Genomic DNA, 25,225 nt, shown 5'->3' with positions numbered 1-25,225 from the left:
GGATCGGACCAATGCAGAAGTGGATAATCACACTGGGTCTTACGGTCGCTGTTGCCGCATGTACGCGTGAAGCAGGATACGAGATCGATGCTGGAACCTTCGGAAACGCGACATTGAACAATATCCAGGTTCAGAACGGCGAACTGACATACGCCCAGATCCTCAGCCGTCGATTTGCTGCGGATGTACCAAGCCAAGTGAACTTTGCCTTTAATAGCTCACAACTGGACGCATCCGCCCAGCGGATTCTGTTGCAACAGGCCGACTGGATCAAACAGTTCCCCGAAGCCCGGTTCCGAGTCTATGGTCACACCGACGCCGTAGGCTCGACCAGCTACAACAAAAGTCTGGGTATGCGCCGGGCTCAGGCCGTCGTGAGCTTCCTTGAACGGCAAGGGATTTCACGATCCCGCTTGGAAGCCGTCGTGTCCTTTGGCAAGGCTCAGCCTTTGATCGCCACCCAGGAACGTGATCGCCGTAACCGCCGGACTGTGACAGAAGTTTCGGGCTTTGTTGATGGCAACCGACAGCTTCTGGACGGTAAATACGCCGAAGTCATTTACCGCGAGTATGTAGAAAGCGCGACCGCAAGAAGCTTGGTCGAAGACGTGACTGCAGAAGACGGTGAAGGTGGATAATTCACTCGAAATGGGCGGCATCGTCGCCCATTTCCCTACAATTGGTTCTTTTGCGCCCAATTCTCGCCCAACTTCAAAGCAACATTGTGAACAATAGGGTGACCTGCGGCCAAATTTGACCGTATTGGGGCGACAGCACATCAATCTGGCGGATTTCGTTCATATGACATGCTGAGCCCTCACGACGAGGATAGTGTTTATGACCAGCGCGACGCCGCAAGATGACAATTCAGCAATTTTGGCCTGCACCATAAGCCGGGATGTCCAGAATTTCGACCTTTTGATCGAAGACATGGAGGCCATTCTTGGAGAGCGTTGGGGTGATCTGGGCTTTGCCGAGGCGCTGGCCTTTTTCAGCCAACCAGAAGCTGAAACTCTTGAATTTGTGGCATTGGCTATCGACGGAGAGGATGAGGACAATCTCTCGCTGATGGGTGAGATCATCACCCAGGCCAAGGAAAAGAAGATCAAAGTTGTCCTGATCGCCGAGGATGTAACTCCCGCCTCGCTGCATCAACTGCTGCGTAAGGGCGCTGACGAATTCGTCCCCTACCCACTTCCGGAAGGTGAATTGCAGGAAGCGATTGAGCGCATGAAGCAGCCCGACCCAGTCGCAGTCGCACAGGCCGCCGCAGTGCCTTTGGCCAAAGGGGACTCAAAAGAGGGGGCGTTGTTCGTTGTACACGGACTGGCTGGCGGTGTGGGCGCGACCACTATGGCCGTCAACCTGGCCTGGGAGCTTGCCTGCGCGTCGGACAAAGATGCACCGTCTGTTTGCCTAATCGATCTGGATCTGCAGTACGGGACCGTGTCCACCTATCTGGACCTTCCGCGGCGCGAAACGGTCTTTGAGATGTTGTCAGACACAGAGTCGATGGACAACGAAGTTTTTTCGCAAGCCCTTCAAACATATGAAGAAAAGCTGCAAGTACTGACAGCGCCGTCCGATATGGTGCCATTGGATCTGATTACGCCAGACGATATTCAGCGTGTCATCGACATGGCCCGTGCGCATTTTGACTATGTCATCGTAGATATGCCCAAAACGCTGGTCCTGTGGTCAGAAACTGTGTTGCAGGCAGCACATGTGTACTTCGCTATGATCGAACTGGACATGCGTTCCGCTCAGAATGCATTGCGTTTGAAACGCGCCTTGCAAGCAGAAGAGCTGCCGTTCAACAAACTGCGCTTTGCGCTGAACCGCGCGCCCAAGTTTACCGATCTCAACGGTAAGAGCCGGGTAAAGCGTATGGGCGAAAGCCTTGGTATCTCAATTGATCTGCAATTGCCCGACGGGGGCAAACCAGTCATGCAAAGCGGTGACCACGGTCTCCCGCTGGCAAACTCGGCCGCCAAAAATCCATTGCGCCGGGAAATCGCGAAACTGGCGAAATCGCTTCACAGCCTTGGTAGCAGCAGCGCCGAAGAAGCTGCGTAACAACTTACCAAAGGGGTACCTGCCGTGTTTTCAAGATATAAAAAACCGTCCGCTGCACAGCCCGTGAAAACGCCGGCACAAACTGCCGAGCCGGCAGCGCCCGTTGCAGAGGCCCCCGCGACTACGACTGCGGTTGCACGCAAACCCCAAAAGAAGAAACCCGGCGAGGTTGCGGGTTCTGATCGTGATCGCAAACGCAAGGAACGGCTGGGCGAGATCAAAATCGAACTGCACCGGGAACTGCTGGAGAACCTGAACCTTGCCGCGTTGGAAAACGCGGGCGAAGCTGAATTGCGTGCTGAAATCAGCGCAATTGCCAGTGAGGTGCTGGAAACCAGGAATATTGTTCTGAACCGCGAAGACCGGTCGCAGTTGAACAAGGAACTATATGACGAGGTGACGGGCCTCGGCCCGCTCGAAACTCTGCTGCAGGACGATACGGTCAACGATATTCTGGTGAACGGCCCCCAACAGATTTTCGTGGAACGCGCCGGTAAGCTGGAACTCAGCGACATTACGTTCAAGGACGAAAAACACCTGATGCGGATCATCGACAAGATCGTGTCCGCTGTGGGCCGTCGTGTCGACGAATCAAACCCTTACGTTGACGCCCGACTGGCGGATGGATCGCGTTTTAACGCCATGGTTCCACCAATTGCCGTGGATGGATCGCTGGTTTCGATTCGTAAGTTCAAGAAAGACAAGCTTGGCATCGACGATCTGGTCAATTTCGGCGCGTTCACCGAAGAAATGGCCGCATATTTGCAAGCCGCAGTGTCAACCCGCCTGAACGTGATTGTTTCCGGCGGTACCGGTTCGGGTAAAACCACGACGCTGAACGCGCTTTCCAGTTTTATCGATGATGCCGAGCGTATTCTGACCATCGAGGATACGGCAGAACTTCAGCTGCAACAGACTCATGTGGGTCGGATGGAAAGCCGCCCGCCCAACGTGGAAGGCAAAGGCGAAGTCAGCCCGCGCGACTGTCTGAAAAACGCCCTGCGTATGCGCCCTGACCGCATCATCGTGGGTGAGACGCGTGGCGCGGAAGTGATCGACATGTTGCAGGCGATGAACACCGGACACGATGGATCAATGACCACGATCCACGCCAACTCGGCCCGTGACGGGATTTCGCGTCTGGAAAACATGATCGCCATGGCCGGGATCGAAATGCCGATCAAGGCCGTCCGCAGCCAGATTTCGTCCGCTGTGAACTTGATCGTACAGGCAAGCCGTCTGCAGGACGGTTCGCGACGCATGACCTCAATCACCGAGATTACGGGCATGGAAGGCGATGTGATTTCGATGCAGGAAATCTTTCGTTTTCAACGCGTTGGCCTGACACCCGACAACAAGATCATCGGGCATTTCACCGCAACCGGCGTGCGCAGCCACTATTCGGAACGCTTCCGTCTATGGGGCTTTGATCTGCCTGCGTCGATCTACGACCCAACCACAATGTAGGAGAACCGGGTATGCAATTGCCTATGGAGGCGATCATTTATGTCGCCATCTTTGTGGGGGTTCTTGCCCTGGTTGAAGGGATTTATCTTGTCGCCTTTGGCAAGTCCATCAGCCTGAACAGCCGAGTAAATCGCCGCCTGGACATGTTGGAAAAGGGTGCTGGTCGCGAACAGGTGCTGGAACAGCTGCGCAAAGAAATGCAGCAGCATATGAAATCGCAAAGCATCCCCTTGTACTCCCTGCTCGCGGACAAGGCTCAGAAGGCGGCGATTGCATTTTCACCTCGCCAGTTGATCATGATCATGGCTTTGGTGTCCGGCGTCGCTTTTGTCGGGCTGAGCATCGGTACAGCCACAGATACCGCGCTGCGGGCAGCAATCTCGATCGCGATTGGTATCGGCGGCGTTTACGCGTGGGTCAATCACAAGGCCAAGAAACGTATGAGTATGATCGAAGAACAACTGCCTGACGCGGTTGAACTGATGGTCCGCTCGCTGCGCGTCGGCAACCCATTTGTTTCGACCATTCAAGTAGTTTCAAACGAAGTCCAGGATCCGCTTGGCACCGAATTTGGGGTCATTGCAGACGAATGCGCCTATGGCCGCGACGTTGGCGAGGCGTTGAAAGATATGGCCGAGCGCTTGGACATGCAGGATCTACGCTTTTTGGCCGTAGCTGTTGGCATTCAGCAGCAATCAGGGGGTAACTTGGCTGAAATTCTGGCCGGCCTCGCCCAAGTGATCCGGGCTCGCTTCCGCCTCTTCCGCCGTGTGAAGGCCATCACCGCCGAGGCCCAGTGGTCCGGCAAGTTTCTGTCAGGCTTCCCGCTTGCCTGCTTGGTTTTCATCCTGGTCAAAGACCCGGGCTATTATGACGACGTATTGGACCATCCCTGGTTCATTCCCGCCTGTTTCGTTGTCGCCATTATGCTGACATTGAACCTGATCGTCATGAAGATCATCACAAACATCAAGGTCTGAGGGCGCATCATGGAATTTCTGACCAGCATCAATGACCTGTTGACCCAGCATCTGGGCGAGTTCGGGCCACTTATCGTTGTCGGCATCCTGGGTCTGATAATGATCCTCGTGGCAGTTTCTCTGATGATGAATCAGCCGGAAGACCCGTTGAAGAAACTGCAAAGATCAAACGCAGCCCCCAAAAAGCAAACAAAGGACAAAAAGGAACGGCTTCGCAACTCAAGCCGCAATGAGCAGCTTGAGAAATTTGCAACGTTCCTTGAGCCGAAAAACGAAGAAGAATACTCGGCCGTTGAACTGAAACTGCGCCAGGCCGGTTATCGGTCGAAAGACTCGGTGCGTTTCTTCCATTTCGCGCAGTTTTCGCTGGGTATTATTGGTATCCTGGTCGGAGTTCTTTTGATTACGGTGTTTTCCGGCGGTCAGGAATTCACCGGCCAACAGATGATTATCCGGATCTTTGTTCCAGGCGCGATTGGTTACTTCGCACCCAAGTATTGGATCACGCGTCGGGTAGAAGAACGGAAAGAGGCCATTACCGCAGGCTTTCCTGACACGCTTGACCTGATGCTGGTTTGCGTGGAAGCCGGACAATCACTGGATCAGGCCATCGTTCGAGTGTCGAGCGAAATGAGCGCCTCCTACCCCGACATCGCGCAGGAGTTCGAAATCGTCGCCCACGAGATGAAAGCCGGTAAGGACAAAGACACTGTTCTACGTGACTTCGGCATGCGGTGTGGTGTGCAGGATGTGAACTCGTTTGTGACTGTGATGATCCAGTCGGCGACTTTTGGTACATCCATTGCCGAAGCTCTGCGGGTTTACGCTGGTGAGATGCGTGACAAGCGCGTCATGCGCGCCGAAGAAGCTGCGAACAAGTTGCCGACAAAGATGACTCTTGTCACAATGATGCTGACCGTACCGCCGCTGCTGATTATTCTGATTGGTCCGTCGGTAAGGGTCATTTCGAGTTTTGGACGCGCGGGCGGATAGAACCCTATGAAAGCTGAATTCAGGTGCTTCCCTCTCGGGGTTCGCCGAATACTCTGGGCCACCACAGTTTGCGCTGTGGTGGCTTCCTGCACGGAAGGGCCGTCATCGAACGGTCTGGATGCACCGGGTGTTGATCACAATGCCCAAGCAGAAGACAGCATAACGGTTGGCAACAGGTTAATGGCCGCCGGAGAATATGAACTGGCATTGGAATCCTTTTCCCGCGCGGCTTTGGATCAGGGTATGACAACTCAGATCCTGACGTCTCTGGGTACAGCCAATCTTGGCTTGCGACGACTGGGCCAGGCTGAAACGCTGCTGCGCCGCGCCGTTGAGGACGATCCTGACTGGCCGGTTGCCTGGAACAATCTGGGCGTTCTGCTGATGGAAAAACAGGAATACCCCGAGGCCGCACAGGTGTTTCAACGGGCGTTTGCTTTGGACAATGGCGAAAGTGACGCAATCCGAGACAATCTGCGCTTAGCACTCGCAAAAATGGAAAATCCTGTTAATACTACTGTTCAAGAACAAGAATACACACTGGAACAGCAGGGCGATGGGCAATTTACGCTCCGCAAGATCCAGTAATTGAGGCAAGAGCAGTAAAGGACGCAAAAAATGCGCCAGCAATTCTTGATTCCGACTGTCATTATCAGCGGTCTGATCCTTTCGGCCTGTGCAAAGGAAACCGAAGAGGAAAAGGTTGAACGCACCTTTCAAGAGGTGAACGTCATTGACGAAACAAACTTGAACGATGTGCTTCTGAACGCAGCAGACCCCAATGAGGCTGTGACCTATTTCCATGGTGCCGCGAGCAAGAACCCTGACCGGATTGATCTTCAGCGCGGACTGGCTATTTCACTGGGCCGGGCCAAACGCACGACCGAAGCCGCCACCGCCTGGAAACGCGTGACGACTATGAAGGGCACGAACGCCGCTGACAAAGTCGAATACGCAGACGCATTGGTTCGCAACGGCGACTGGGCACAAGCCAAGACGGTGCTGGATTCCGTTCCACCGACCTTTGAAACCTTCAAACGGTACCGCCTTGAAGCAGTGGTTGCGGATTCACGCAAAGAATGGAAGCGGGCAGATCACTTTTATGAAACCGCTGTAGGTCTGACCACTCGGCCAGGCAGTGTGATGAACAACTGGGGTTATTCAAAACTGACCCGTGGGCAATATGCCGAGGCCGAACGCCTGTTCACTGACGCTATCCGTCAGGACAGTTCTTTGTTCACTGCCAAGAACAATCTTGTCCTCGCTCGGTCGGCGCAGGGAAATTATAGCTTGCCGGTCGTTCCGATGAGCCAGATCGAACGCGCACGGCTGTTGAACACGATGGCCATTTCAGCGGTCAAGCAAGGCGACGTTACCACCGCCAAGAACCTGTTCCGCGAAGCGATCGCAACGCATCCGCAGCATTTTGACGAAGCGGTCCGCTCGCTTCGTGCGCTTGAAGGGACCTGATACATGCACATCCCCGCAGCCGCCGCGGCTTGGTTTTTGCCGTTTGTGCTGCCGATCTGTTTTTACGTCGCCTTCACCGATATGCGTGACATGCGGATCAAAAACCACGCAGTTTACGCGCTGGCGCTCGTCTTTGTGGTGGTTGGTCTGATCGCGCTTCCACCCTGGTCCTCGGAATGGCTGAGCGGAAGTCTGGGGCCTCTGTCTGTGTCGTTGCCGGTATATGGCTGGCAACTGCTTCATATCGTTGTGATTTTGCTTTTAGGTATCGTTCTGAATGCCGCAGGAGCCATGGGCGCTGGTGACGCCAAGTTCATGGCGGCAGCATCAGCATTTCTTTGGTCAGACGACTTCAGGGTGATCGTATTGATCCTGATGGCCTGTATTCTGGCCGCTGTTGTTACACATCGGTTAGCCAAGCACACACCGCTGCGAGCCATAGCGCCGCATTGGGAAAGTTGGGATCGTGGCAAACAGTTTCCAATGGGGCTGGCTCTGGCCGGATCTTTGGCCATGTATCTGATTTTGGGCACTGTTCTCGGATCGTAAACTATCATCAGCACGCCTTGCGATTGCCTTTGTCCCGCCACAAAGCTGGGTCACTTTTTCTCCAAACCGCCCCCATTCGGGCATTTGGCGTGACAATTTGACGAACGAGCAACGCGCATGAATATGCAGACTTCCACAGTTATGGCCCCCCCTACCCCTAAGGGATTGGGTGAAATGAGACTTCCGCTGGTGATGATGCGGGACATCCTGCTGAAAACCGTCTTCCGCAAAAATGCCAGCACAGTTTCCGAAATCGCAGCGGCCATCTGTCTGCCCGGTTCCGTAACGCAAGAATTGGTCGACATAGCACGTGAACAGAAGCTGCTGGAAGCGACCGGAACGCTGAATGCCAACAGTGGTAACGAGATGGGGTATCAGCTGACCGATGCCGGCAAGGCCCGTGCATTGGACGCGCTCAGCCAATCAGAGTATTTCGGCGCAATGCCTGTTCCGCTGGACGTGTATCGCGAGCAGGTCAAACGCCAGTCTATCCGCAACATCCAAGTCACCCGAGAGCAACTGGTTGGTGCAATGGGTCATCTGGTTCTGCCCGACAGTCTGCTGGACCACTTGGGCCCTGCGGTCAGCGCGGGCCGGTCGATCCTTATGTACGGCCCTCCGGGTAACGGTAAATCCTCGATTTCGAACGGTATCCGCGACGCGCTTGGGGACAACGTCTATGTGCCTTACGCCATCGAATATGCCGGTCAGGTGATCACCGTCTATGATCCGATCGTACACACTGCGATCGAGCAAGAGCCAGACGACCCCAACAGCCTGCGTCGCCGCAAACGATTTGATTCGCGCTACGTCCAATGTGAACGACCCACCGTTGTGACCGGTGGTGAACTGTCGCTGAGCATGCTGGATCTAGTCTACAACCCGACCGCGCGCACATATCAGGCCCCACTGCAGCTGAAATCGACCGGCGGCATCTTCATCGTGGATGACCTTGGCCGTCAGGCCGAACCACCACAGGCGCTGGTGAACCGTTGGATCGTTCCGCTGGAAGAGAACAAGGATATCCTTGGCCTGCAATCGGGTGAGAAATTCGAAGTGCCGTTTGACACGCTGGTCATCTTCTCGACCAACTTCCACCCGAACGAGATCTTCGACCAAGCGGCGTTGCGCCGGATCTTCTTCAAAATCAAAATCGACGGTCCGAACCAGGAAAACTTCCTGAAAATCTTTGCCATGGTGGCCCGCAAACGCGGAATGCCGCTGGATGAGGCAGCGCTGGTGCATCTGCTGAAGGTCAAATACCCGACCATCAACAACATCTACGCCAACTATCAACCGATCTTCCTGATCGATCAGATGATCTCGATCTGCGAGTTCGAAGGCATCCCCTATCAGATGAGCCCCGAACTGATCGACCGCGCTTGGGCCAACATGTTCGTAAAAGACGAAAAAATCGTCAAATAACGCCATGCCAATTCCTCCGCCGGGCGGGTAATCTGTGTTCATGACGCAGATTCCCGCTCGGATTGGCACATGGTTTTCCGCCAAAGGCTGGTCCATTCACCCGCATCAGCATGAGATGTTCAACCGGGCGCAAGACCCCGCGACCTTGCTGATCGCGCCGACGGGTGGCGGAAAGACCATGGCCGGGTTTCTGCCAACATTGGCAGAGCTTTCTGACGGCCTTCATCGCGGGCTGCATACGATTTATGTTTCACCCCTCAAGGCACTGGCGGCGGACATTAAACGTAATCTGCGTACGCCTGTGGACGAAGTCGGCCTGCCCATCCGTATCGAAGATCGCACAGGCGACACCTCAGCCACTCAAAAGAAACGCCAACGCGTAGATCCGCCTCATATCCTGCTGACAACGCCCGAAAGTCTGGCCCTGTTGACCTCTTACGAGGATGCGCCATGTATGTTTGATGGGGTGCAGCGGATCATCGTTGATGAAATTCACGCGTTGGCAGAAAGCAAACGCGGTGATCAGCTTATGCTGGCCTTGGCGCGTCTGCAGCGCCTCAACCCCGATCTGCGCCGCGTTGGTTTGTCGGCCACGGTCGAGGACCCTGGTACAATTGCCCGTTTTCTGGCCCGCCATCCTGACCCATGCCAAATCGTACAGGCAGATCCCGGCCCGGACCCGGACATCCGAATGTTGGAAACGGTCGAGATGCCGCCTTGGTCTGGTGGTGGCGCGGCTTATGCGATCCCCGCCGTGCTCGAACAGGTCCGGCAACACAAAACTACGCTGATCTTTCACAACACCCGCGCGCAGGCCGAAATCTTCTTTCACAACCTTTGGCTGGCAAACGACGACGGCCTGCCGATTGGCATCCATCACGGCAGCCTGGACCGGCAACAGCGTGAGAGGGTTGAGGCTGCGATGGTCCGGGGCGATCTGCGCGCCATCGTTTGCACAGGCTCTTTGGATCTGGGCATTGATTGGGGCGATGTGGATCTGGTGATCCAGATCGGCGCACCCAAGAATGTCAAACGTCTGGTTCAACGGATCGGACGCGCCAACCACCGCTATAACGCGCCTTCCAAGGCCCTTTTGGTGCCTGCCAACCGGTTTGAGGTGGTCGAATGCATCGCCGCGCTGGAGGCCGCAAAAGCCCATGATCTGGATGGTGAACCGCGCGGTCCCGGCCCTCGCGATGTCTTGTGCCAGCACATCCTGATTGCCGCCTGTGCCGGACCGTTCGACGCCGATGACCTTTACACCGAGATGACATCTGCCGGGCCTTTTGCAGGATTGGCCCGGCCCGCGTTTGACGCGTGTCTCGATTTCTGTGCCACCGGCGGCTACGCACTCAGGGCCTACGACCGCTGGCAGCGGTTGCAACAGCGTGCCGACGGGCAATGGCAGTTGCGTGATCCCCGCGCAGCTTCGCGCATTCGTATGAATTTGGGGACGATTCAAGACACAGACACTCTGAAGGTGCGCCTTAAGCGCAGCCGGGGCGGCAAGCCGTTGGGAGAGGTTGAGGAAGCTTTTGCAGCCTCATTAACGCCCGGCGACACCTTTTTGATTGGCGGGCAAATCGTGCGATATGAGGGCCTTCGCGCAATGGTGGTCGAGGTCAGCCGCCGCGCTGATCGCAAGCCTAAGATCGCGACCTTCTCGGGCACAAAATTCGCGACCTCTACCCAGCTCAGCGACCGCATTCTGCGCATGTTTGCCCAAAGGGACTGGCCGCAACTGCCTTCTCATACTGCGGACTGGTTAGCCTTGCAGCGGCAGATCTCGCGCCTGCCTCAGCGCGACCGCTTGCTGATCGAAAGCTTTCCAAGCGACGGCCGGGAACATCTATGCGTTTATGGTTTCGCCGGCCGCAACGCCCAGCAAACACTCGGCCTGCTACTAACCAAACGGATGGAAGATACCGGCTTGGCCCCGATGGGCTTTGTTGCGACTGACTACGCCACGCTTATCTGGGGTCTGGATGCTGTCACCGACCCTACCCCGTTGCTTCAACGCGACGCGCTGCGCGCCGGGTTGGACACCTGGCTGGCTGGCAATGCCGTGATGAAACGCACCTTTCGGGCCTCTGCCACCATAGCGGGCCTGATCGAACGTAATACGTTGGGACAAAGGAAAAGCGGGCGGCAGGCGACGTTTTCGTCGGACATTCTTTACGATACCCTGATGAAATACGATCCTGACCACCTGCTGATGCAGATCACCCGTGAAGAAGCCATGCGTGGGCTGGTTGATTTTGGCCGGATCGAAGCGATGCTGGACCGGATCGGAGACCGCGTGGATCTGCTCCGGCTGGATCGTGTATCCCCTTTGTCTGCTCCGTTGTTTCTGGAGGTCGGGAAAGTGCCTGTCAAAGGCGCGGCAGAGGAGCGTTTGCTGGCCGAGGAAAGCGCTCGTCTGATGCAGGCGGCCGGGCTTGATCAGCTTTGATCCCCTTGCGCCGGATGCAAAAACGCGTCAAGAACGTATCATGAACATATGCGAGTTTTCTTTAGCAGGACAGCGTCTCGTCGCATTGCCATCGGGCGCACTGTGGTGGCCCGAGCGCCAACTACTGTGTGTCTCAGACCTGCACCTTGGTAAGTCCGAACGAATGCTGCGGCGCGGTGGACCCGCATTGCCCCCTTATGACACAAGCGAAACACTGGATCGGTTGGCAGGTGACTTGGAACGCACCAACGCGGAAACTGTTATATGCTTGGGCGACAGCTTTGACGACCTTGATGCCGCGCAGGCGTTGCCTTCAGCCGAAAGGCTTCGGATTTCTACATTGCAGGCCGGACGCAAATGGATATGGATCGAAGGCAACCACGATCCTGGGCCGATTGAGCTGGGTGGCGCACACTTGTTCGAATGGCGCTGCGATCCGCTGGTCTTTCGCCATATCGCAGAGGACCATCCGCAAGGAGAAGTCTCTGGCCATTACCATCCAAAAGCGCAAATTCGTGTGAAAGGAAGACATATCTCTCGGCCCGCTTTTCTGTTGGACAGTAACCGGCTGATCCTGCCAGCTTACGGTGTTTTCACGGGTGGGTTGCGCAGCTCAGACCGGGTTCTGGCCGACCTCATGGACCAGAACGCAACAGCAATCCTGACCGGCCCGCACCCGCACATGATACCGATGCCGCGCTGAAGTCAGATCAAACCGTCCTGTTCCAGCATTGGTTTATACTTGCGGCTGACCGGCACCAGATCGCCGTTGACCAGCTTTAGAAAAGTCTTGCCGCCTGTTTTCTCTACACCAGTGATGGAGTCATCAGTCACCCAATGTGAGCGGTGCGAGCAGTGACCGGGAACCGGTTCCATCTCGGCAATGGCATCCGTAAACCGCGACCGAAGCGTAAAGACACCTTCTGATGTCACGACATCCACATTGTGATCCCGAACAGTCAGGCGATAGATCTGCCCATCGAAATCAGGTGGCAGACGATTGACAAGTCGCGGCTTTTCTTCATCGGACGTGGGTGTCACTGCAGCCTGCAATTCATGACGCTGCACAAAAACCAGACCTGTGGCCAACAACACCCCATAAACAGCTACGGTTTGCGCCCCCGGTGCCATTTGGCCACCACAAGTGAACAAGATCCACGCCAAAAGCCAAAGCGAAGGTGTAAACAAAGACAGGATCAGAGCAGCGAAGGCTAAATCACGGGCTGGAATGTTTAACAGCAGAGGGCTGTTTAGCATCAGTTTCCGAACCAGCCCGGTTACAGAAAGCGCCAGAACCATCACTCCGGCCCAAAACAACAGACGCAAACCAAAATTTAGCTCGGATACAAGAAAAGGTGGAAACGCATAGGCCAGCAAAGGAAGAAAAACCACACCCGCTGTAACTCTCTGCGGAGTACATGCATTTCGAATTAAACTTAACTTAGACGTCATACTGCTTTTGTACGTACATTGCCCGAGTGCAATACACACAAGGGAAACTCAACCTGTAAACAACTGGGAATACAGGCTTATCACGATTTTTCAAGCTGGGGAAGTCATTCAAAATCCGATCGCCCCTGACGCTTTGGTGCAGTCCGATCTTATATTGCACTCAAGGGAGGGGTGTCGGGCCGCTTAGCACGGCCCGACCCACAATTCGAACTTAAGCAGTCAGACCTTCAGGCTCTGGCAGACCGTTGGACCGGCAACAGGCGGTCAGAGTGTTGGCCAGTAGGCACGCGATGGTCATCGGACCCACGCCACCCGGAACCGGGGTGATTGCGCCCGCACGTTCAGCCGCGCTTGCGTAATCCACATCGCCAACCAGCTTGTTCTTGCCATCGCGCTCGATACGGTTGATGCCCACGTCGATAACCGTGGCGCCTTCCTTGATCCAATCGCCCGGCACCATCTCGGGACGGCCGACAGCGGCCACAACGATGTCCGCGCGGCGTACAACGTCCGGCAGGTCTTTGGTGCGCGAATGCGCGATGGTCACGGTGCAGCTGTCGCCCAGCAGCAACTGCGCCATCGGTTTACCCACGATGTTCGAACGGCCAATCACCACGGCATCCATGCCCGACAACGAGCCATGATAATCGCGCAGCATCATAAGGCATCCCAGCGGCGTACAAGGCACCATCGACTTCTGACCAGTACCCAGCAGGCCCACGTTCGAGATGTGAAAACCATCGACATCCTTGGCAGGGTCAATCGAGTTGATCACCAGATCTTCGTTCAGGTGCTTCGGCAGCGGCAGCTGAACCAGAATACCGTGTACGGTAGGATCGTTATTCAGCTTGTCGATCAGGGCCAGAAGATCTTCTTCCGAGGTTTCGGCATCCAACTTGTGTTCGTACGAGTTCATGCCAACCTCAACGGTCTGCTTGCCCTTTGAGCGGACATAGACCTGACTGGCCGGGTCTTCACCGACCAGAACCACCGCCAATCCGGGGGTGATGCCGTTTTCTTCTTTCAGCTTAGCAACCTGATCAGCCACTTGCGCGCGCACTTTGGCCGCAAATGCCTTACCGTCGATAACCTGCGCTACCATCCTTTGATCCCTTCTTTCAAAAACGGATCGGGCGCAAAATGCGCCCGGTCAGTCAGTCAGAGCCGAGCACACGCTCTTCGCGGGCAATCGACCAGTCTATCAAAATTCGCCAGAGTTCTTCGGCAAGATCGGGGTCCATACCCAGTTCATCGGAACTCTTGCGCACGCGCTGCACCACCTCTTCGACACGGTCCGGGATTCGGGCGGGCAGCCCTTCGCCGGGTTTCAACTGGGACGCTCGGTCGATGTAACTGGCGCGTTTCACCAGCATATCGATCAGTTGGCGGTCCAGCCTGTCGATCTGAACGCGCAATTCCTGCATCGTGCTACAGTCTTGCGGCGGTGTCAGAGTGGGCATCGCGGTCTCCTCATGGCCCGGGGAAGTCCCCGGACCACGAGATGGTTCAAAATGCGGCTTAGAACAAGCCCTCGATCTCACCTGCGTCGTTAAGGCAGATGGTTTCAGCAGCCGGTTTGCGGGGCAGACCGGGCATTGTCATGATCTCACCGCAGACAACGACGATGAAGCCAGCACCTGCGGACAGGCGAACCTCACGTACCGGAACCGAGTGACCGGTCGGCGCGCCGCGCAGCGTCGGATCGGTCGAGAACGAGTACTGGGTTTTCGCCATGCAGACCGGCAGGTTACCGTAACCGGCTTCTTCCCACTCGCGCAGCTGGTTGCGGATCTTGTTGTCGGCCAGAACCTCGTCCGCGCGGTAGATGCGTTTGGCGATGGTTTCGATCTTCTCGAACAGCGGCATGTCGTCGGGGTAGATCGGCGCGAAGTTCGCGGAACCACCTTCAACGATTTCGACAACCTTTTCGGCCAGCGGTGCCGACCCTTCCGAACCCAGTTCCCAGTGACGCGACAGAACCGCCTCGACCCCGTGCTCGCCGCAATAGTCTTTCACGGCCTGAACTTCGGCGTCGGTGTCGGTGACGAAGTGGTTGATGGCAACGACGACCGGCACACCAAACGACTTCACGTTCTCGATGTGACGACCCAGGTTGGCACAGCCCGACTGAACTGCGTCGACGTTTTCGGCACCCAGATCGGCTTTCGCAACGCCGCCGTTCATTTTCATCGCCCTTACAGTGGCAACCAGTACAACTGCCGACGGGGCGATGCCCGCCTTGCGGCATTTGATGTTCATGAACTTTTCAGCGCCCAGATCCGCACCAAAGCCCGCTTCGGTCACGACGTAGTCAGCGACTTTCAGAGCGGTCTTGGTCGCGATGACCGAGTTACAGCCATGCGCGATGTTCGCGAACGGGCCACCGTGAACAAAGGCCGGGTTGTTTTCCAGCGTTTGCACCAGGTTCGGCTGCATCGCGTCTTTCAGCAGAACGGTCATCGCGCCTTCTGCCTTGATGTCGCGGCAGTAGACCGGTGTCTTGTCGCGGCGATACGCAACGATGATATCACCCAGACGCTTTTCCAGGTCTTTCAGGTCGTTGGCGAGGCACAGGATCGCCATGACCTCGGACGCCACGGTGATGTCGAAACCAGCCTCACGCGGATAGCCATTCGACACGCCGCCCAAGCTGGCGGTGATCTGACGCAGCGCACGGTCGTTCATGTCGACCACACGGCGCCATGCGACACGGCGAGTGTCAATCTCACACTCGTTGCCCCAATAGATATGGTTGTCGATCATCGCCGACAGCAGCGAGTGGGCCGAGGTGATGGCGTGGAAATCGCCGGTGAAGTGGAGGTTCATTTCCTCCATCGGAACAACCTGCGCGTAACCGCCACCTGCAGCGCCACCCTTCATGCCGAAGTTCGGACCAAGCGAGGCTTCGCGGATACAAATCATGGCGTTCTTGCCAATGCGGTTCAGGCCGTCACCCAGACCAACAGTCGTGGTGGTTTTGCCTTCACCTGCAGGGGTCGGGTTGATCGCAGTCACCAGAATCAGTTTGCCGTCTTCGCGGCCCTGAACCGAGTTGATGAAGTCCTGGCTGACCTTGGCTTTATCGTGGCCGTAGGGCAGCAGATCCGCAGAGTCGATGCCAATTTTGGCACCGATTTCCTGAATCGGCTTTTTGTTCGCTTCACGTGCGATTTCGATATCGGATTTGTAGCTCATTGGCCGGGGTCCTTAATTGAATACCGTGCAAAGCCGACGCAAAACGTCGGCGCTGCGCATTCCATACCCTTGTGTACAATCTCAATAGCCATGGATTCCGACATTCTGGTGTCGCGAAGCGTCGTAAGGTCATTTCGTGGGTTTCTAATCGGAAACCCGACCCGTTTATGGCGCCCAGTTGGGTTGATCCGGAACAAACAAAGCCAAGCGATCGCCAAGCTCAATCCGCCCCGGGCGCTCGACCCATCCTGTTATGCCGCGCCGCCCCACCGCCGCCGGTTTGAACGCGGCGCCATGCCCGGGTTGATCCGCCTCGATCTCGCGCCCCGGCAAAACGCAAGGCGCGTTCTCCATGTCTACAGTTATCGTCAAACCACCCCCCGCCTGTAGCCGAGAGGACGGGGGAACGTGCGAGAAATCGGGGATACCCTTCAGCACGATCGATGCACCAAGGTAAGCCGGATCAAGCGCATCGAGATCCATCTCAAGCGCAATCTGTTCAAGCTCTTCCACAGAAAGCACCGACAATTGACGGACATTGCGAATCTCTGTGCCTTGAGAATAGAGGTTCTTGACCCGCACACAGGATGCACGGTTGACGCCTGCGTGTCGTTCACCCTTCACGCCATCGAAGCCCAGGTTCAGCGCCTGGACCGCTTCGGCGCGCAGCGATTGCCCAGCAGGGACATAGCCGAGCCAAACCACTTCGGCTGCGTATTCAGTTTCCCGCAAAAACGGCATGTTGTTTCCCTGTTCCTTGGCACTTACGGGCGCACATTGCCCGGCAAGGACCTGAAGAAAAGAAAAGAGACCCGGGCCTCGGCCCGGGTCTTTGGTGATTATGTGGTGGGTTCAGGCTCCATCCCGCCCTCGGGCGGGGACTTCTTTGCCTTCGTCTTGGGAATGGCCGTAACGCTGGGTGCATTGCCTTCGTCCGGCTTGTCGCCTTCGTCATCGCCTTCGGTCGGCGATTCACCATTCATGACGCGCTTGATCTCGTCGCCGGTCAGGGTTTCGTATTCCAGCAGACCTTGGGCCAAACGCTCCCATTCTTCGTTCTTGTCTGTCAGGATCTTGTGAGCGCGCTCATAGCCTTGCTGAATCAGGCGCTTCACCTCTTCCTCGATCAGCTCTTTGGTATGCGCGGACACCGAGAACCCGGCAGTGTTGCCCTGATAGCCCTCATGCGCCTCGGCATAGTCAATATTGCCGACCTTGTCAGACATACCCCAGCGCATCACCATCGCGCGGGCCAACTGGCTGGCTTGCATGATGTCACCGGCGGGACCGTTCGAGACGTGGTCTTCACCGTATTTAATGACCTCAGCGGCCTTACCAGCCATGGTCATGGCCAGCTTCTGCTCGCACTCATCGCGGTGATAGTTCAGGCGGTCCATTTCCGGCAGAGAGACGACCATACCCAGCGCACCGCCGCGCGGAATGATCGTCGCCTTGTAGACCGGGTCACACAGCGGCAGTTCCAGACCAACAACGGCATGACCGGCCTCGTGATAGGCGGTCTTTTCCTTCTGGTCCTGGGTCAGCACCATCGAGCGACGCTCGGCCCCCATCATCACCTTGTCTTTGGCGTTCTCAAAGTCTTCCATTGTGACAAAGCGACGACCCACACGTGCCGCCATCAGCGCAGCCTCGTTCACAAGGTTCGCCAGATCAGCACCCGAAAAGCCTGGCGTGCCTCGCGCGATGATGCGCAGATCAACATCGGGGCCCAGAGGTGTTTTGCGCGCGTGCACGCCCAAAATCTTCTCGCGGCCTTTGATGTCGGGGTTGCCGACGGTCACGTTGCGGTCGAACCGGCCCGGACGCAGCAGCGCGGGGTCCAGAACATCTTTACGGTTGGTCGCCGCCAGGATGATCACACCTTCGTTTGCCTCAAACCCGTCCATTTCAACCAGCAACTGGTTGAGGGTCTGTTCGCGTTCGTCGTTACCGCCGCCGTAACCGGCACCACGGTGGCGGCCCACAGCGTCGATCTCGTCGATGAACACAATACAAGGCGCGTTCTTCTTTGCCTGTTCGAACATGTCGCGCACGCGGGATGCACCAACACCCACGAACATCTCAACAAAGTCCGAACCGGAAATGGTGAAGAACGGAACACCCGCCTCACCTGCAATCGCGCGGGCCAGAAGTGTTTTACCTGTACCCGGAGGGCCAACCAGCAACGCGCCTTTTGGAATCTTGCCACCGAGGCGGCTGAACTTCTGCGGGTTGCGCAGGAATTCAACGATCTCTTCCAGTTCTTCCTTGGCTTCGTCGATGCCAGCCACGTCATCAAATGTCACACGGCCATGCTTTTCAGTCAGCATCTTGGCCTTGGACTTGCCAAAGCCCATCGCACCGCCTTTGCCGCCGCCCTGCATCCGGTTCATGAAGTAAACCCAAACGCCGATCAGCAGTAGGAAGGGCAGCAGCGTGATCAGGAACGACTGGAACCCAGACTGCTGTTGTTTGACCGCTTGAACCGGAATGTTCTCATCGATCAGCAGCTTTGTTACCTCGGCGTCGCCGGGCTTGATGGTGACATAGGTCGCGCCGCTTTCGGTGGTATAACGAATCTGCTCGCCATCCAGCGTCACGTTTTTGACTTCACCGCTTTGGACGGCACCGACAAAGTCGGAATATGTTCTCTCATTGCTCTGAAGCGTTCCACCCGGTCCACTGAACAGATTGAACAGTGCCAGAATAAGCAGGAACAGAACGACCCAAAACGCGATATTGCGAGCGTTGCCCAAGGAAAATCTCCCAAAAGTTTCGGCAGGTGAGGAACTGCCAAGTTGTCACTTAAAATAGAGAGGATTGTTCTATGTTCAATGCGATAAAAAAGATGCGTCAAACGCGGGCCAATCCGAGACCGGATCAGCCTGCCATCCATTGGCAAATCCCGCAAGTGGTGCTGCAAGAACCGTTTCACCCGCCCAAACGGCAGGCGTTGCGGTCAAAGCAAGCCTGGGACGCCCGGTTGCGCGCCAATCCGGAACCTGCAGCAACCCTTTTTCGCCCAACGCCCGGATTTCCACGCCTGGGATTTCCGGCCCGGTCAGCACCCATTTTCCATCCCAGACAGCGCCAGATGCGGCAATTTGGCCCTCTACGGCCTTAAATTCCCTGCAAATCCAAACACTCGCGCCTTTTGGCACGAGCAGACATCCGGCAATTGACACGGCTTGACCGTGAACTACCGCATCCATAGCCTGCTCCAAAGCCGACTGGCGCGGGGGATAGCCCTGCCCCGCAATCCATTGAAGTGATCCCAGCAACACGCGTCTCTGGATTTCCCGCGGCAACGCGGCAAAGCCAGCCTGGTCCACCCTCACATCGCTGTGGTCAACCTGTGCCACATTCCGCGCGGATTCCTGCGCAAACACGGCCAACGCCCTATGCGCCTGAGCCAAATTTTCCGCCACACGAGATAAAGACAGCGCATCGATTCCCAAGGACGAAAGGCTTTGCAAGGCATCGCGGGCTTTGATCCGGTCAAATCGCATGTCCTGATTCGATGGATCCTCAACCCAACTCGCTCCGATTTCAGTTAGGTAGGCGCGCAGCCTGTCGCGAGTGATCCCCAGCATTGGGCGCAGCAACGTTACCCCATCCCTTTGCCGCACGGGCGACATACCTGACAGACCCGTCACGCCAGAGGATCGACCCAACCGCATCAGCAGTGTTTCGGCCTGATCGTCTGCTGTGTGTCCCAAGGCAATTGCACCGATATCACGGGCCTTCGCCCAGTTTATCATCAGACTGTACCGCGCTTGTCGCGCTTGATCCTGAAGATTGCCTTTTTCGTCCCAACCCGACCACCTCAAAATGTCATGCTGCACTCCAAGAGCCGCCGCCTCACCGGCAACGGCCTCGGCCTCCTGCGCGGCTTCCGGGCGCAAACCATGATCAACTGTGACGGCGTAAAGAGTGATTGCCTCGGTTTGCGCAATTGCGTGCAACAGATGCATCAAGGCGATGGAATCTCCACCGCCTGAGACTGCGATCCCCAATTCGCTGGGCAAATTGTCCGGCAACCGATTCCGAAGATTGGAAATCAGGCTGTCTGGCTGAGTGCTCAAGAACACCCCAGCGCGGTCATCTCTTGCGTGGCGTTCGACAAAGCGGGCGCAGAGGGGAAACGCACCCCGACCTCGTTCAGCGTGATACAGGCCTGATCGGTTTGTCCCAATCGGCCCAATGCCGCGCCCAGCTCATACAGAGCCTCGGGGGCAAAGGCCCCCTCGGAATCACCGGTAAAGCTGGCCAAAAAGGCACGGGCCGCTTCGCGGGTGTCGCCCAGACCTTCAAGGGCGTGGCCTCGTTTAAGGTTCGCTTCAGGGGCCAGAGGGCTGCCGGGATAGTTTGCCTCGAACTGCGCAAACATGGTAGCGGCGGTCTGGAAATCCCCATCGGTCAAAGCTTGCGACGCCGTATCGAAATCTGCGCGCTCGCCCACGGCAAGCTCGGTTTGGTCAGTTGCAGGTGGCGTTGCAACGTTCGCCGAGCCCGTTTCTGACACCGTGTCACCGCCCAGTGTTGATGTTTCCTCAAGCGCGGACAGGTCTCCGCCTTCCAGTTCGACCAGCCGAAACTCCAGATCCCCGATGCGGTTTGTGCCGTCAGTGACGATATTCTGCACCCGTTGGTTCAATTGCTCGGTCTGGCGCGTCAGACGCTGCAGCTCTGCTTCAATCGCGTCGACACGCTCAAGCACCGAACTGCCGGAAAGGTTGGGCGCAGGCGATCCTGTGGTGGAAAACTCGCGCTTCAGGCGCTGTATCTCGACATGCAGCACAGTCAGCTCCTGACGAATATCCGCCAAGGTCTGCTGATCCTGTCCCTTTGCCACGCCCGCCGTTGCCACGACGGCTGCCAAAACCCATCCTGCAATACGCATCGTCTTACCCCAAAGTTGACCCGGTCAGCACCGTCACCGCGCGTCGGTTTTTGGAATAGCAGTCCTCGGTGCTGCAAATCTCGATCGGGCGTTCCTTGCCGTAGCTGACTGTTTTAAGTCGATTACCTGCCACACCGCGGGAAATCAGATATTCGCGTGCAGCGTTAGCCCGGCGCGCACCCAGTGCAAGGTTGTACTCCCGCGTACCCTGTTCATCCGCGTGCCCTTCAATCGTGGCGACAAAATCAGGGTTGGCCAGCAGCCATTCAGCCTGCCCTTGCAGCACTGTTTGTGCCTGCGGCGTAAGGGTGGACTGATCAACAGCGAAAAGGACACGGTCGCCAACCGTCTGCTGGAAATACGCCGGCGAACGTGGGTCGCTTGGCGAGCCCGGCACGATTGCGCCAGTGCCACCTGCGCCACCGCCCCCCAACGCAGAAGGGTCGTTATTTGTACAGGCGGCAATCACACTCAGTGCGCCCAGCGCCAGAACTTTGCTCAATACGTTCATTTCAAGTGCCTCGTGTTTTGATTATTGCCGCCTGTCTACCACAGGCGCGATTCGTTGTGAACTTTGCTGCGATCAATTCTGCAATGGGCCCCATGACGGGTCGCTGCCACCATCCGGAGTGCGTACCGGGCGCAGGTTGCGGCCCGATATATCCACTGAATACAGCGAGGCCCTACCGCTTGCCCCCTGCGTTTCGCGGGTGAACATAATAACGCGACCATTGGGCGACCAGGTAGGGCCTTCGTCCAGGAATGACGCCGTCAGCAACCGCTCTTCCGACCCGTCTGTGCGCATGACGCCAATGTGGAACCGGCCTTTGTTTTGCTTGGTAAAAGCAATCAAATCGCCGCGCGGCGACCAAACCGGGGTGCCATAGCGCCCCGCGCCAAAGCTGATCCGCGTTGCCTCTCCCCCGTTTGCGGGCATCACGTAGAGCTGCGGCGTGCCCGACCGGTCGCTTTCAAAAACGATGCGGCTGCCATCCGGTGAATAGCTGGGTGCCGTTTCGATTGCAGGCGTGTTGGTCAGGCGTGTACTTTGACCCGAGGCCAGATCCATCTTCCACAAATCCGTGTTACCGCCCTGAATCAGCGAATACACGATCGACCGACCATCTGGCGAGAAGCGGGGCGAGAAGCTCATGGTGCCGTCCTGGGTCTTGAGTTCCTGCCGTTTCACGCGTCCGACATCCAGAACATAGATGCGCGGGCTGCCGCTTTCGTAGCTGGTGTAAAGCAACCGGTCACCTGTGGGTGAAAAGCGCGGTGCCAGTACGATGGCGGAACTGTCGGTCAGGTACTGCACATTTGCGCCGTCGTAATCCATGATCGCCAACCGCTTGAGGCGTTGATCCTTGGGTCCACTTTCCGACACGAAAGCCACGCGACTGTCGAAATACCCCCCTTCGCCCGTGATCCGGCTATAGACCTGATCAGCCACCTTATGCGCCATGCGACGCCAACCATCGGTCGTACCTGCCAGTTGCAGGCCGGTGCCAAGTTCCTGACCCGAGAACACATCCCAGACACGGAACCGAACCGTCAATCGTTTCCCCGAAACATTGACTGCCCCGGTGACCAGTGCATCAGCGTTGATTGCTTTCCAGTCAGCAAATTGTACTGGCGCTTCAAAACTGCTGACCCGGCTGATGAACGCATCCGATGAGATTTCGCGAAACAGGCCCGTCCCGGTCAAATCCGCTGCCACCACACGCGAAATATCCTGCGCGTATTGCGCGGCAGAGGGGCCATCGGGCACGAAATTGGGAACCGCAAAGGGCAAGGGCTCGATTATGCCCTGGTCCAATTCCAGCCGCAGGGGGCCGTTTTGTGCGTAAACCGGCGCGGACATTAGGGTCAGGCCGACAAAGAGGCTGGTCAGAAGTTTCATCATTTGATCCGCATCCTCTCGGGATTGAATGTAATCTCAACATCCTGCCACTGAGCGTATTTGTCAGCAGGCAAGTCATATCCTTTGGCTCCACAGCGCAAAATCGCGCGTCGGGCAGCCTGGTAAGCCTGATTGGCGGCACCGGCAGACCCGCCCGAGCTGTCCAGCATCCGAATACTACCGCCTACAACTGTACCATCACGGTTCAGCGAAAACGCAACAACAACCACCGTGTTCAGTGCATCTGTAGACAGTGAACCTACGTTCCAGCATCTGGAGACAGCCAGTCGCATCGCATCTTTCTCACCGCTGGTGAGCGGCGGACCCGAGGGCTCGGTGCCTGCGCCCAGGGCTTCAGCCAAGGCATCGTTTATCGCAGTTTCGTCTGCCTGCGCTTCAGATTCCGGGGTCGCGTCGGGCGTTTCAGCAACTTCCGGTTCGGGCGGCGGACTGGGCCGATTGGGGCGCGTGCGCGGACGAGGTGAACTGAGCAGCGGTTCCTTGGTCTCTTCCGCCTCGGTCACGATCTCTGGCGCGGCCTCATCCGGGGCGGTCTGATCTTGCTGTTCCTGCTGCACCTCAGCGCCCTCATCTAATGACACCGGTGGAGTTTCAAACTCATCCGGTGTCGCTTCGGGCGGCGGCGGCGCTATCGCCTCGGGCGCAACGCGATCAGCAGGGCGTGGCTGCGCCTCAGGCTCGGGCTGCACGGGCTGTGCAACGGTTTCAACCTCAGGCTCGGCCAACGAAGGTGGCTCTTCCGGCAGATCGGGCTCTGGCGGGGCCTCAACGATAACGGGCGCAGGTTCAGGGTCAGGTTCAGCAGGAACCACGGGTTCGGGGCGCGACTGTTCCTCAACCACCGCCTCCGGAGCAGTGGTTTCGGTCTGCTCAGGTTCGGGTGGTTGCTGAAGAGCAGCCGGTACTTCGGAAACGTCAGGCGCGTCGCGCTGCGCAGTCATGGCCGCAAACTGTTCAGCGGTAATCACGGAAACATCCTGCACGGCCATCGGCAACGGCTCGGACCGGAAGGTGCCGCCAAAAAGCGCGACGCCAATCAGGCTGACATGCGCAATCGCCGAAATCTTGGTGCCGGTATCCACCGTGCGACCTCACTCTCCACCTTCATCCAGCGTCGGCCCGCCCGTATCGGTCACAAGGCCAACGTTGGAAAACCCACCCGCATTCAGCGCGCCCATGACCTGCATCACCTGCGCGTAGGGAATTGCACCATCAGCGCGCAGGAACACACGGTCACTGCTCCGCTCTGCCGCAATCGCGCGCAGCTTGCCAATCAACTCTTCGCGCAAGACATCCGTCGTCTGGATTTGTACGCGCCCATCTGCGGTGAGCGTCACGGTCAATGGTTCCTCGTTGTCACCGGGCAAAGCGCTTGCCGCAGTCTTAGGCAGATCGACAGGAACACCCACGGTCAGCAGCGGTGCCGCGACCATGAATATGATCAGCAACACCAACATGACGTCCACAAACGGGGTCACGTTGATCTCGGCCATGGGCTGAGCGCGCCCGCGACGCCGTCCGCGCCTGCGCCCGTTACCACCCGAAGATTGCTGAACTGCCGCGCCCATGGTCAGCTGTCCAACTGACGCGACAGAATAGTGGCGAACTCATCGGCAAAAGCCTCATACCCTCCAACGATCCGATCACTATCCGCGCTGAGCTTGTTGTAGAAAATAACCGCCGGGATCGCGGCCAATAGACCCAGACCCGTCGCCAACAGCGCTTCGGCGATACCTGGGGCGACAACGGCCAGATTGGTGTTCTGCTGCTCAGCGATCTCGATAAAGGCATTCATGATGCCCCAGACGGTACCGAACAGGCCAATAAACGGCGCGGTTGATCCCACCGTGGCCAAAATGGGCAACCCTTTCTGCAAGGTCTCCGCCTCTTTTGCGATGGCAACATCCATCGATCGGTCGATCCGCGCAGTTGCACCGGCGATCAGCCCACCATCATTTCGGTGTGACCTTCGCCATTCGATCATACCTGCGGCAAAGATCTTTTCAGAACTGCCGTCCGGTTGTGTTCCGATCTGCTCAAACAGCTCATCCAATGGGTTGCCCGACCAAAAGCTTTCGTCGAACACCTGCGCCTCACGACGCGCGGCCCGATAGTTGATCAGCTTTTGGATGATAATGCCCCAGGACCAGATCGATGCGCCGATCAGCATCAACATCACCAATTTGACGATAAAGGTCGCGCGGGCATACAGCCCCCACATGGAGAAATCGATCTCCTGCGCCAGCGCCAGCGTTTCAGCTTCCATGAACCTGCTCTTTGTTTTTGCCTGACGGCCGTTTGCTTGGCCTTGTTTTGCCAAACGCTAACGCAGTTGGGGTTGA

At 57.0% G+C, this 25,225-nt stretch carries 24 protein-coding genes; 11 read left to right on the top strand and 13 right to left on the bottom strand.

Annotated elements, in window-relative coordinates:
- Nucleotides 1-11 precede the first annotated feature (11 nt).
- From GS646_RS04305 to pdeM, 11 genes are all read left to right on the top strand, one after another.
- A complete protein-coding gene (locus GS646_RS04305) occupies nucleotides 12-638 on the top strand; it encodes an OmpA family protein (RefSeq protein ID WP_171186880.1) in 627 nt (208 codons plus the stop codon).
- Between the two features lie 199 nt (nucleotides 639-837).
- Complete coding sequence (locus GS646_RS04300) at nucleotides 838-2,076, top strand: AAA family ATPase (RefSeq protein WP_171186882.1); 1,239 nt, start codon at nucleotides 838-840, stop codon at nucleotides 2,074-2,076.
- Nucleotides 2,077-2,100: 24 nt separating this feature from the next.
- Complete coding sequence (locus GS646_RS04295) at nucleotides 2,101-3,543, top strand: CpaF family protein (protein WP_171094170.1); 1,443 nt, start codon at nucleotides 2,101-2,103, stop codon at nucleotides 3,541-3,543.
- Nucleotides 3,544-3,554: 11 nt separating this feature from the next.
- Entirely contained in the window at nucleotides 3,555-4,523 is a 969-nt protein-coding gene (locus GS646_RS04290; protein ID WP_171186884.1) for a type II secretion system F family protein, read from the top strand.
- 9 nt (nucleotides 4,524-4,532) lie between these two features.
- A complete protein-coding gene (locus GS646_RS04285; protein WP_171647549.1) occupies nucleotides 4,533-5,516 on the top strand; it encodes a type II secretion system F family protein in 984 nt (327 codons plus the stop codon).
- A 6-nt stretch (nucleotides 5,517-5,522) separates the two neighbouring features.
- Nucleotides 5,523-6,104: a tetratricopeptide repeat protein gene (locus GS646_RS04280; protein WP_171186887.1), complete on the top strand. Its 582-nt coding sequence runs from the start codon at nucleotides 5,523-5,525 to the stop codon at nucleotides 6,102-6,104.
- Between the two features lie 30 nt (nucleotides 6,105-6,134).
- Nucleotides 6,135-6,986 (top strand): lipopolysaccharide assembly protein LapB, encoded by an 852-nt coding sequence (locus GS646_RS04275; protein WP_171186889.1) that lies wholly within the window; start codon nucleotides 6,135-6,137, stop codon nucleotides 6,984-6,986.
- A gap of 3 nt (nucleotides 6,987-6,989) precedes the next feature.
- On the top strand, nucleotides 6,990-7,535 hold the full coding sequence (locus tag GS646_RS04270) for a prepilin peptidase (protein WP_171186891.1): 546 nt from the start codon (nucleotides 6,990-6,992) through the stop codon (nucleotides 7,533-7,535).
- 117 nt (nucleotides 7,536-7,652) lie between these two features.
- Nucleotides 7,653-8,960 carry an ATPase gene (locus GS646_RS04265; RefSeq protein ID WP_171186893.1) on the top strand — a complete coding sequence of 436 codons (1,308 nt, stop codon included), beginning with the start codon at nucleotides 7,653-7,655 and terminating at the stop codon, nucleotides 8,958-8,960.
- Between the two features lie 40 nt (nucleotides 8,961-9,000).
- On the top strand, nucleotides 9,001-11,412 hold the full coding sequence (locus GS646_RS04260) for a ligase-associated DNA damage response DEXH box helicase (protein ID WP_171647551.1): 2,412 nt from the start codon (nucleotides 9,001-9,003) through the stop codon (nucleotides 11,410-11,412).
- A 40-nt stretch (nucleotides 11,413-11,452) separates the two neighbouring features.
- Complete coding sequence (gene pdeM / locus GS646_RS04255) at nucleotides 11,453-12,115, top strand: ligase-associated DNA damage response endonuclease PdeM (RefSeq protein ID WP_171186896.1); 663 nt, start codon at nucleotides 11,453-11,455, stop codon at nucleotides 12,113-12,115.
- Nucleotides 12,116-12,117: 2 nt separating this feature from the next.
- Here the strand turns inward: pdeM and GS646_RS04250 are convergent, their stop codons facing one another.
- The 13 genes from GS646_RS04250 to tolQ all read right to left on the bottom strand — a co-directional run bounded on the left by GS646_RS04250 (nucleotide 12,118) and on the right by tolQ (nucleotide 25,149).
- On the bottom strand, nucleotides 12,118-12,804 hold the full coding sequence (locus GS646_RS04250; protein ID WP_371732022.1) for a LytTR family DNA-binding domain-containing protein: 687 nt from the start codon (nucleotides 12,802-12,804) through the stop codon (nucleotides 12,118-12,120).
- Between the two features lie 271 nt (nucleotides 12,805-13,075).
- A complete protein-coding gene (gene folD / locus GS646_RS04245; RefSeq protein ID WP_171186900.1) occupies nucleotides 13,076-13,966 on the bottom strand; it encodes a bifunctional methylenetetrahydrofolate dehydrogenase/methenyltetrahydrofolate cyclohydrolase FolD in 891 nt (296 codons plus the stop codon).
- Nucleotides 13,967-14,018: 52 nt separating this feature from the next.
- Nucleotides 14,019-14,324 (bottom strand): chorismate mutase, encoded by a 306-nt coding sequence (locus tag GS646_RS04240; protein ID WP_171186902.1) that lies wholly within the window; start codon nucleotides 14,322-14,324, stop codon nucleotides 14,019-14,021.
- Nucleotides 14,325-14,382: 58 nt separating this feature from the next.
- Nucleotides 14,383-16,059: a formate--tetrahydrofolate ligase gene (locus GS646_RS04235; protein ID WP_171186903.1), complete on the bottom strand. Its 1,677-nt coding sequence runs from the start codon at nucleotides 16,057-16,059 to the stop codon at nucleotides 14,383-14,385.
- A 165-nt stretch (nucleotides 16,060-16,224) separates the two neighbouring features.
- On the bottom strand, nucleotides 16,225-16,800 hold the full coding sequence (locus GS646_RS04230) for an MOSC domain-containing protein (RefSeq protein ID WP_171647553.1): 576 nt from the start codon (nucleotides 16,798-16,800) through the stop codon (nucleotides 16,225-16,227).
- Between the two features lie 98 nt (nucleotides 16,801-16,898).
- The gene (gene ftsH, locus GS646_RS04225; RefSeq protein WP_171094198.1) at nucleotides 16,899-18,815 is read right to left on the bottom strand and encodes an ATP-dependent zinc metalloprotease FtsH; all 1,917 of its coding nucleotides are present in this window, start codon (nucleotides 18,813-18,815) and stop codon (nucleotides 16,899-16,901) included.
- Between the two features lie 75 nt (nucleotides 18,816-18,890).
- Nucleotides 18,891-20,150 carry a tRNA lysidine(34) synthetase TilS gene (gene tilS / locus GS646_RS04220; protein WP_371732021.1) on the bottom strand — a complete coding sequence of 420 codons (1,260 nt, stop codon included), beginning with the start codon at nucleotides 20,148-20,150 and terminating at the stop codon, nucleotides 18,891-18,893.
- On the bottom strand, nucleotides 20,141-20,962 hold the full coding sequence (gene ybgF, locus GS646_RS04215) for a tol-pal system protein YbgF (protein ID WP_171647557.1): 822 nt from the start codon (nucleotides 20,960-20,962) through the stop codon (nucleotides 20,141-20,143). Before ybgF ends, tilS begins: the two co-directional genes overlap by 10 nt.
- 4 nt (nucleotides 20,963-20,966) lie before the next feature.
- Nucleotides 20,967-21,473, bottom strand: coding sequence for a peptidoglycan-associated lipoprotein Pal (gene pal, locus GS646_RS04210; protein ID WP_171186911.1), 507 nt, complete (start codon nucleotides 21,471-21,473; stop codon nucleotides 20,967-20,969).
- Between the two features lie 72 nt (nucleotides 21,474-21,545).
- Nucleotides 21,546-22,865 carry a Tol-Pal system beta propeller repeat protein TolB gene (gene tolB, locus GS646_RS04205; protein ID WP_171186914.1) on the bottom strand — a complete coding sequence of 440 codons (1,320 nt, stop codon included), beginning with the start codon at nucleotides 22,863-22,865 and terminating at the stop codon, nucleotides 21,546-21,548.
- Nucleotides 22,862-23,965: an energy transducer TonB gene (locus GS646_RS04200; RefSeq protein ID WP_171186916.1), complete on the bottom strand. Its 1,104-nt coding sequence runs from the start codon at nucleotides 23,963-23,965 to the stop codon at nucleotides 22,862-22,864. The genes tolB and GS646_RS04200 overlap by 4 nt, the downstream gene beginning before the upstream one ends.
- Before the next feature lie 9 nt (nucleotides 23,966-23,974).
- Nucleotides 23,975-24,451 carry a protein TolR gene (gene tolR / locus GS646_RS04195; protein WP_152457226.1) on the bottom strand — a complete coding sequence of 159 codons (477 nt, stop codon included), beginning with the start codon at nucleotides 24,449-24,451 and terminating at the stop codon, nucleotides 23,975-23,977.
- A gap of 2 nt (nucleotides 24,452-24,453) precedes the next feature.
- A complete protein-coding gene (gene tolQ, locus GS646_RS04190) occupies nucleotides 24,454-25,149 on the bottom strand; it encodes a protein TolQ (protein ID WP_171186917.1) in 696 nt (231 codons plus the stop codon).
- Between the last annotated feature and the right edge of the window lie 76 nt (nucleotides 25,150-25,225).

The organism is Ruegeria sp. HKCCD4315 (assembly GCF_013112245.1).
GTDB lineage: Bacteria > Pseudomonadota > Alphaproteobacteria > Rhodobacterales > Rhodobacteraceae > Ruegeria.
The sequence above is the reverse complement of the archived record's forward strand: the minus strand, read 5'-3'. Positions and strand labels throughout refer to the sequence as shown.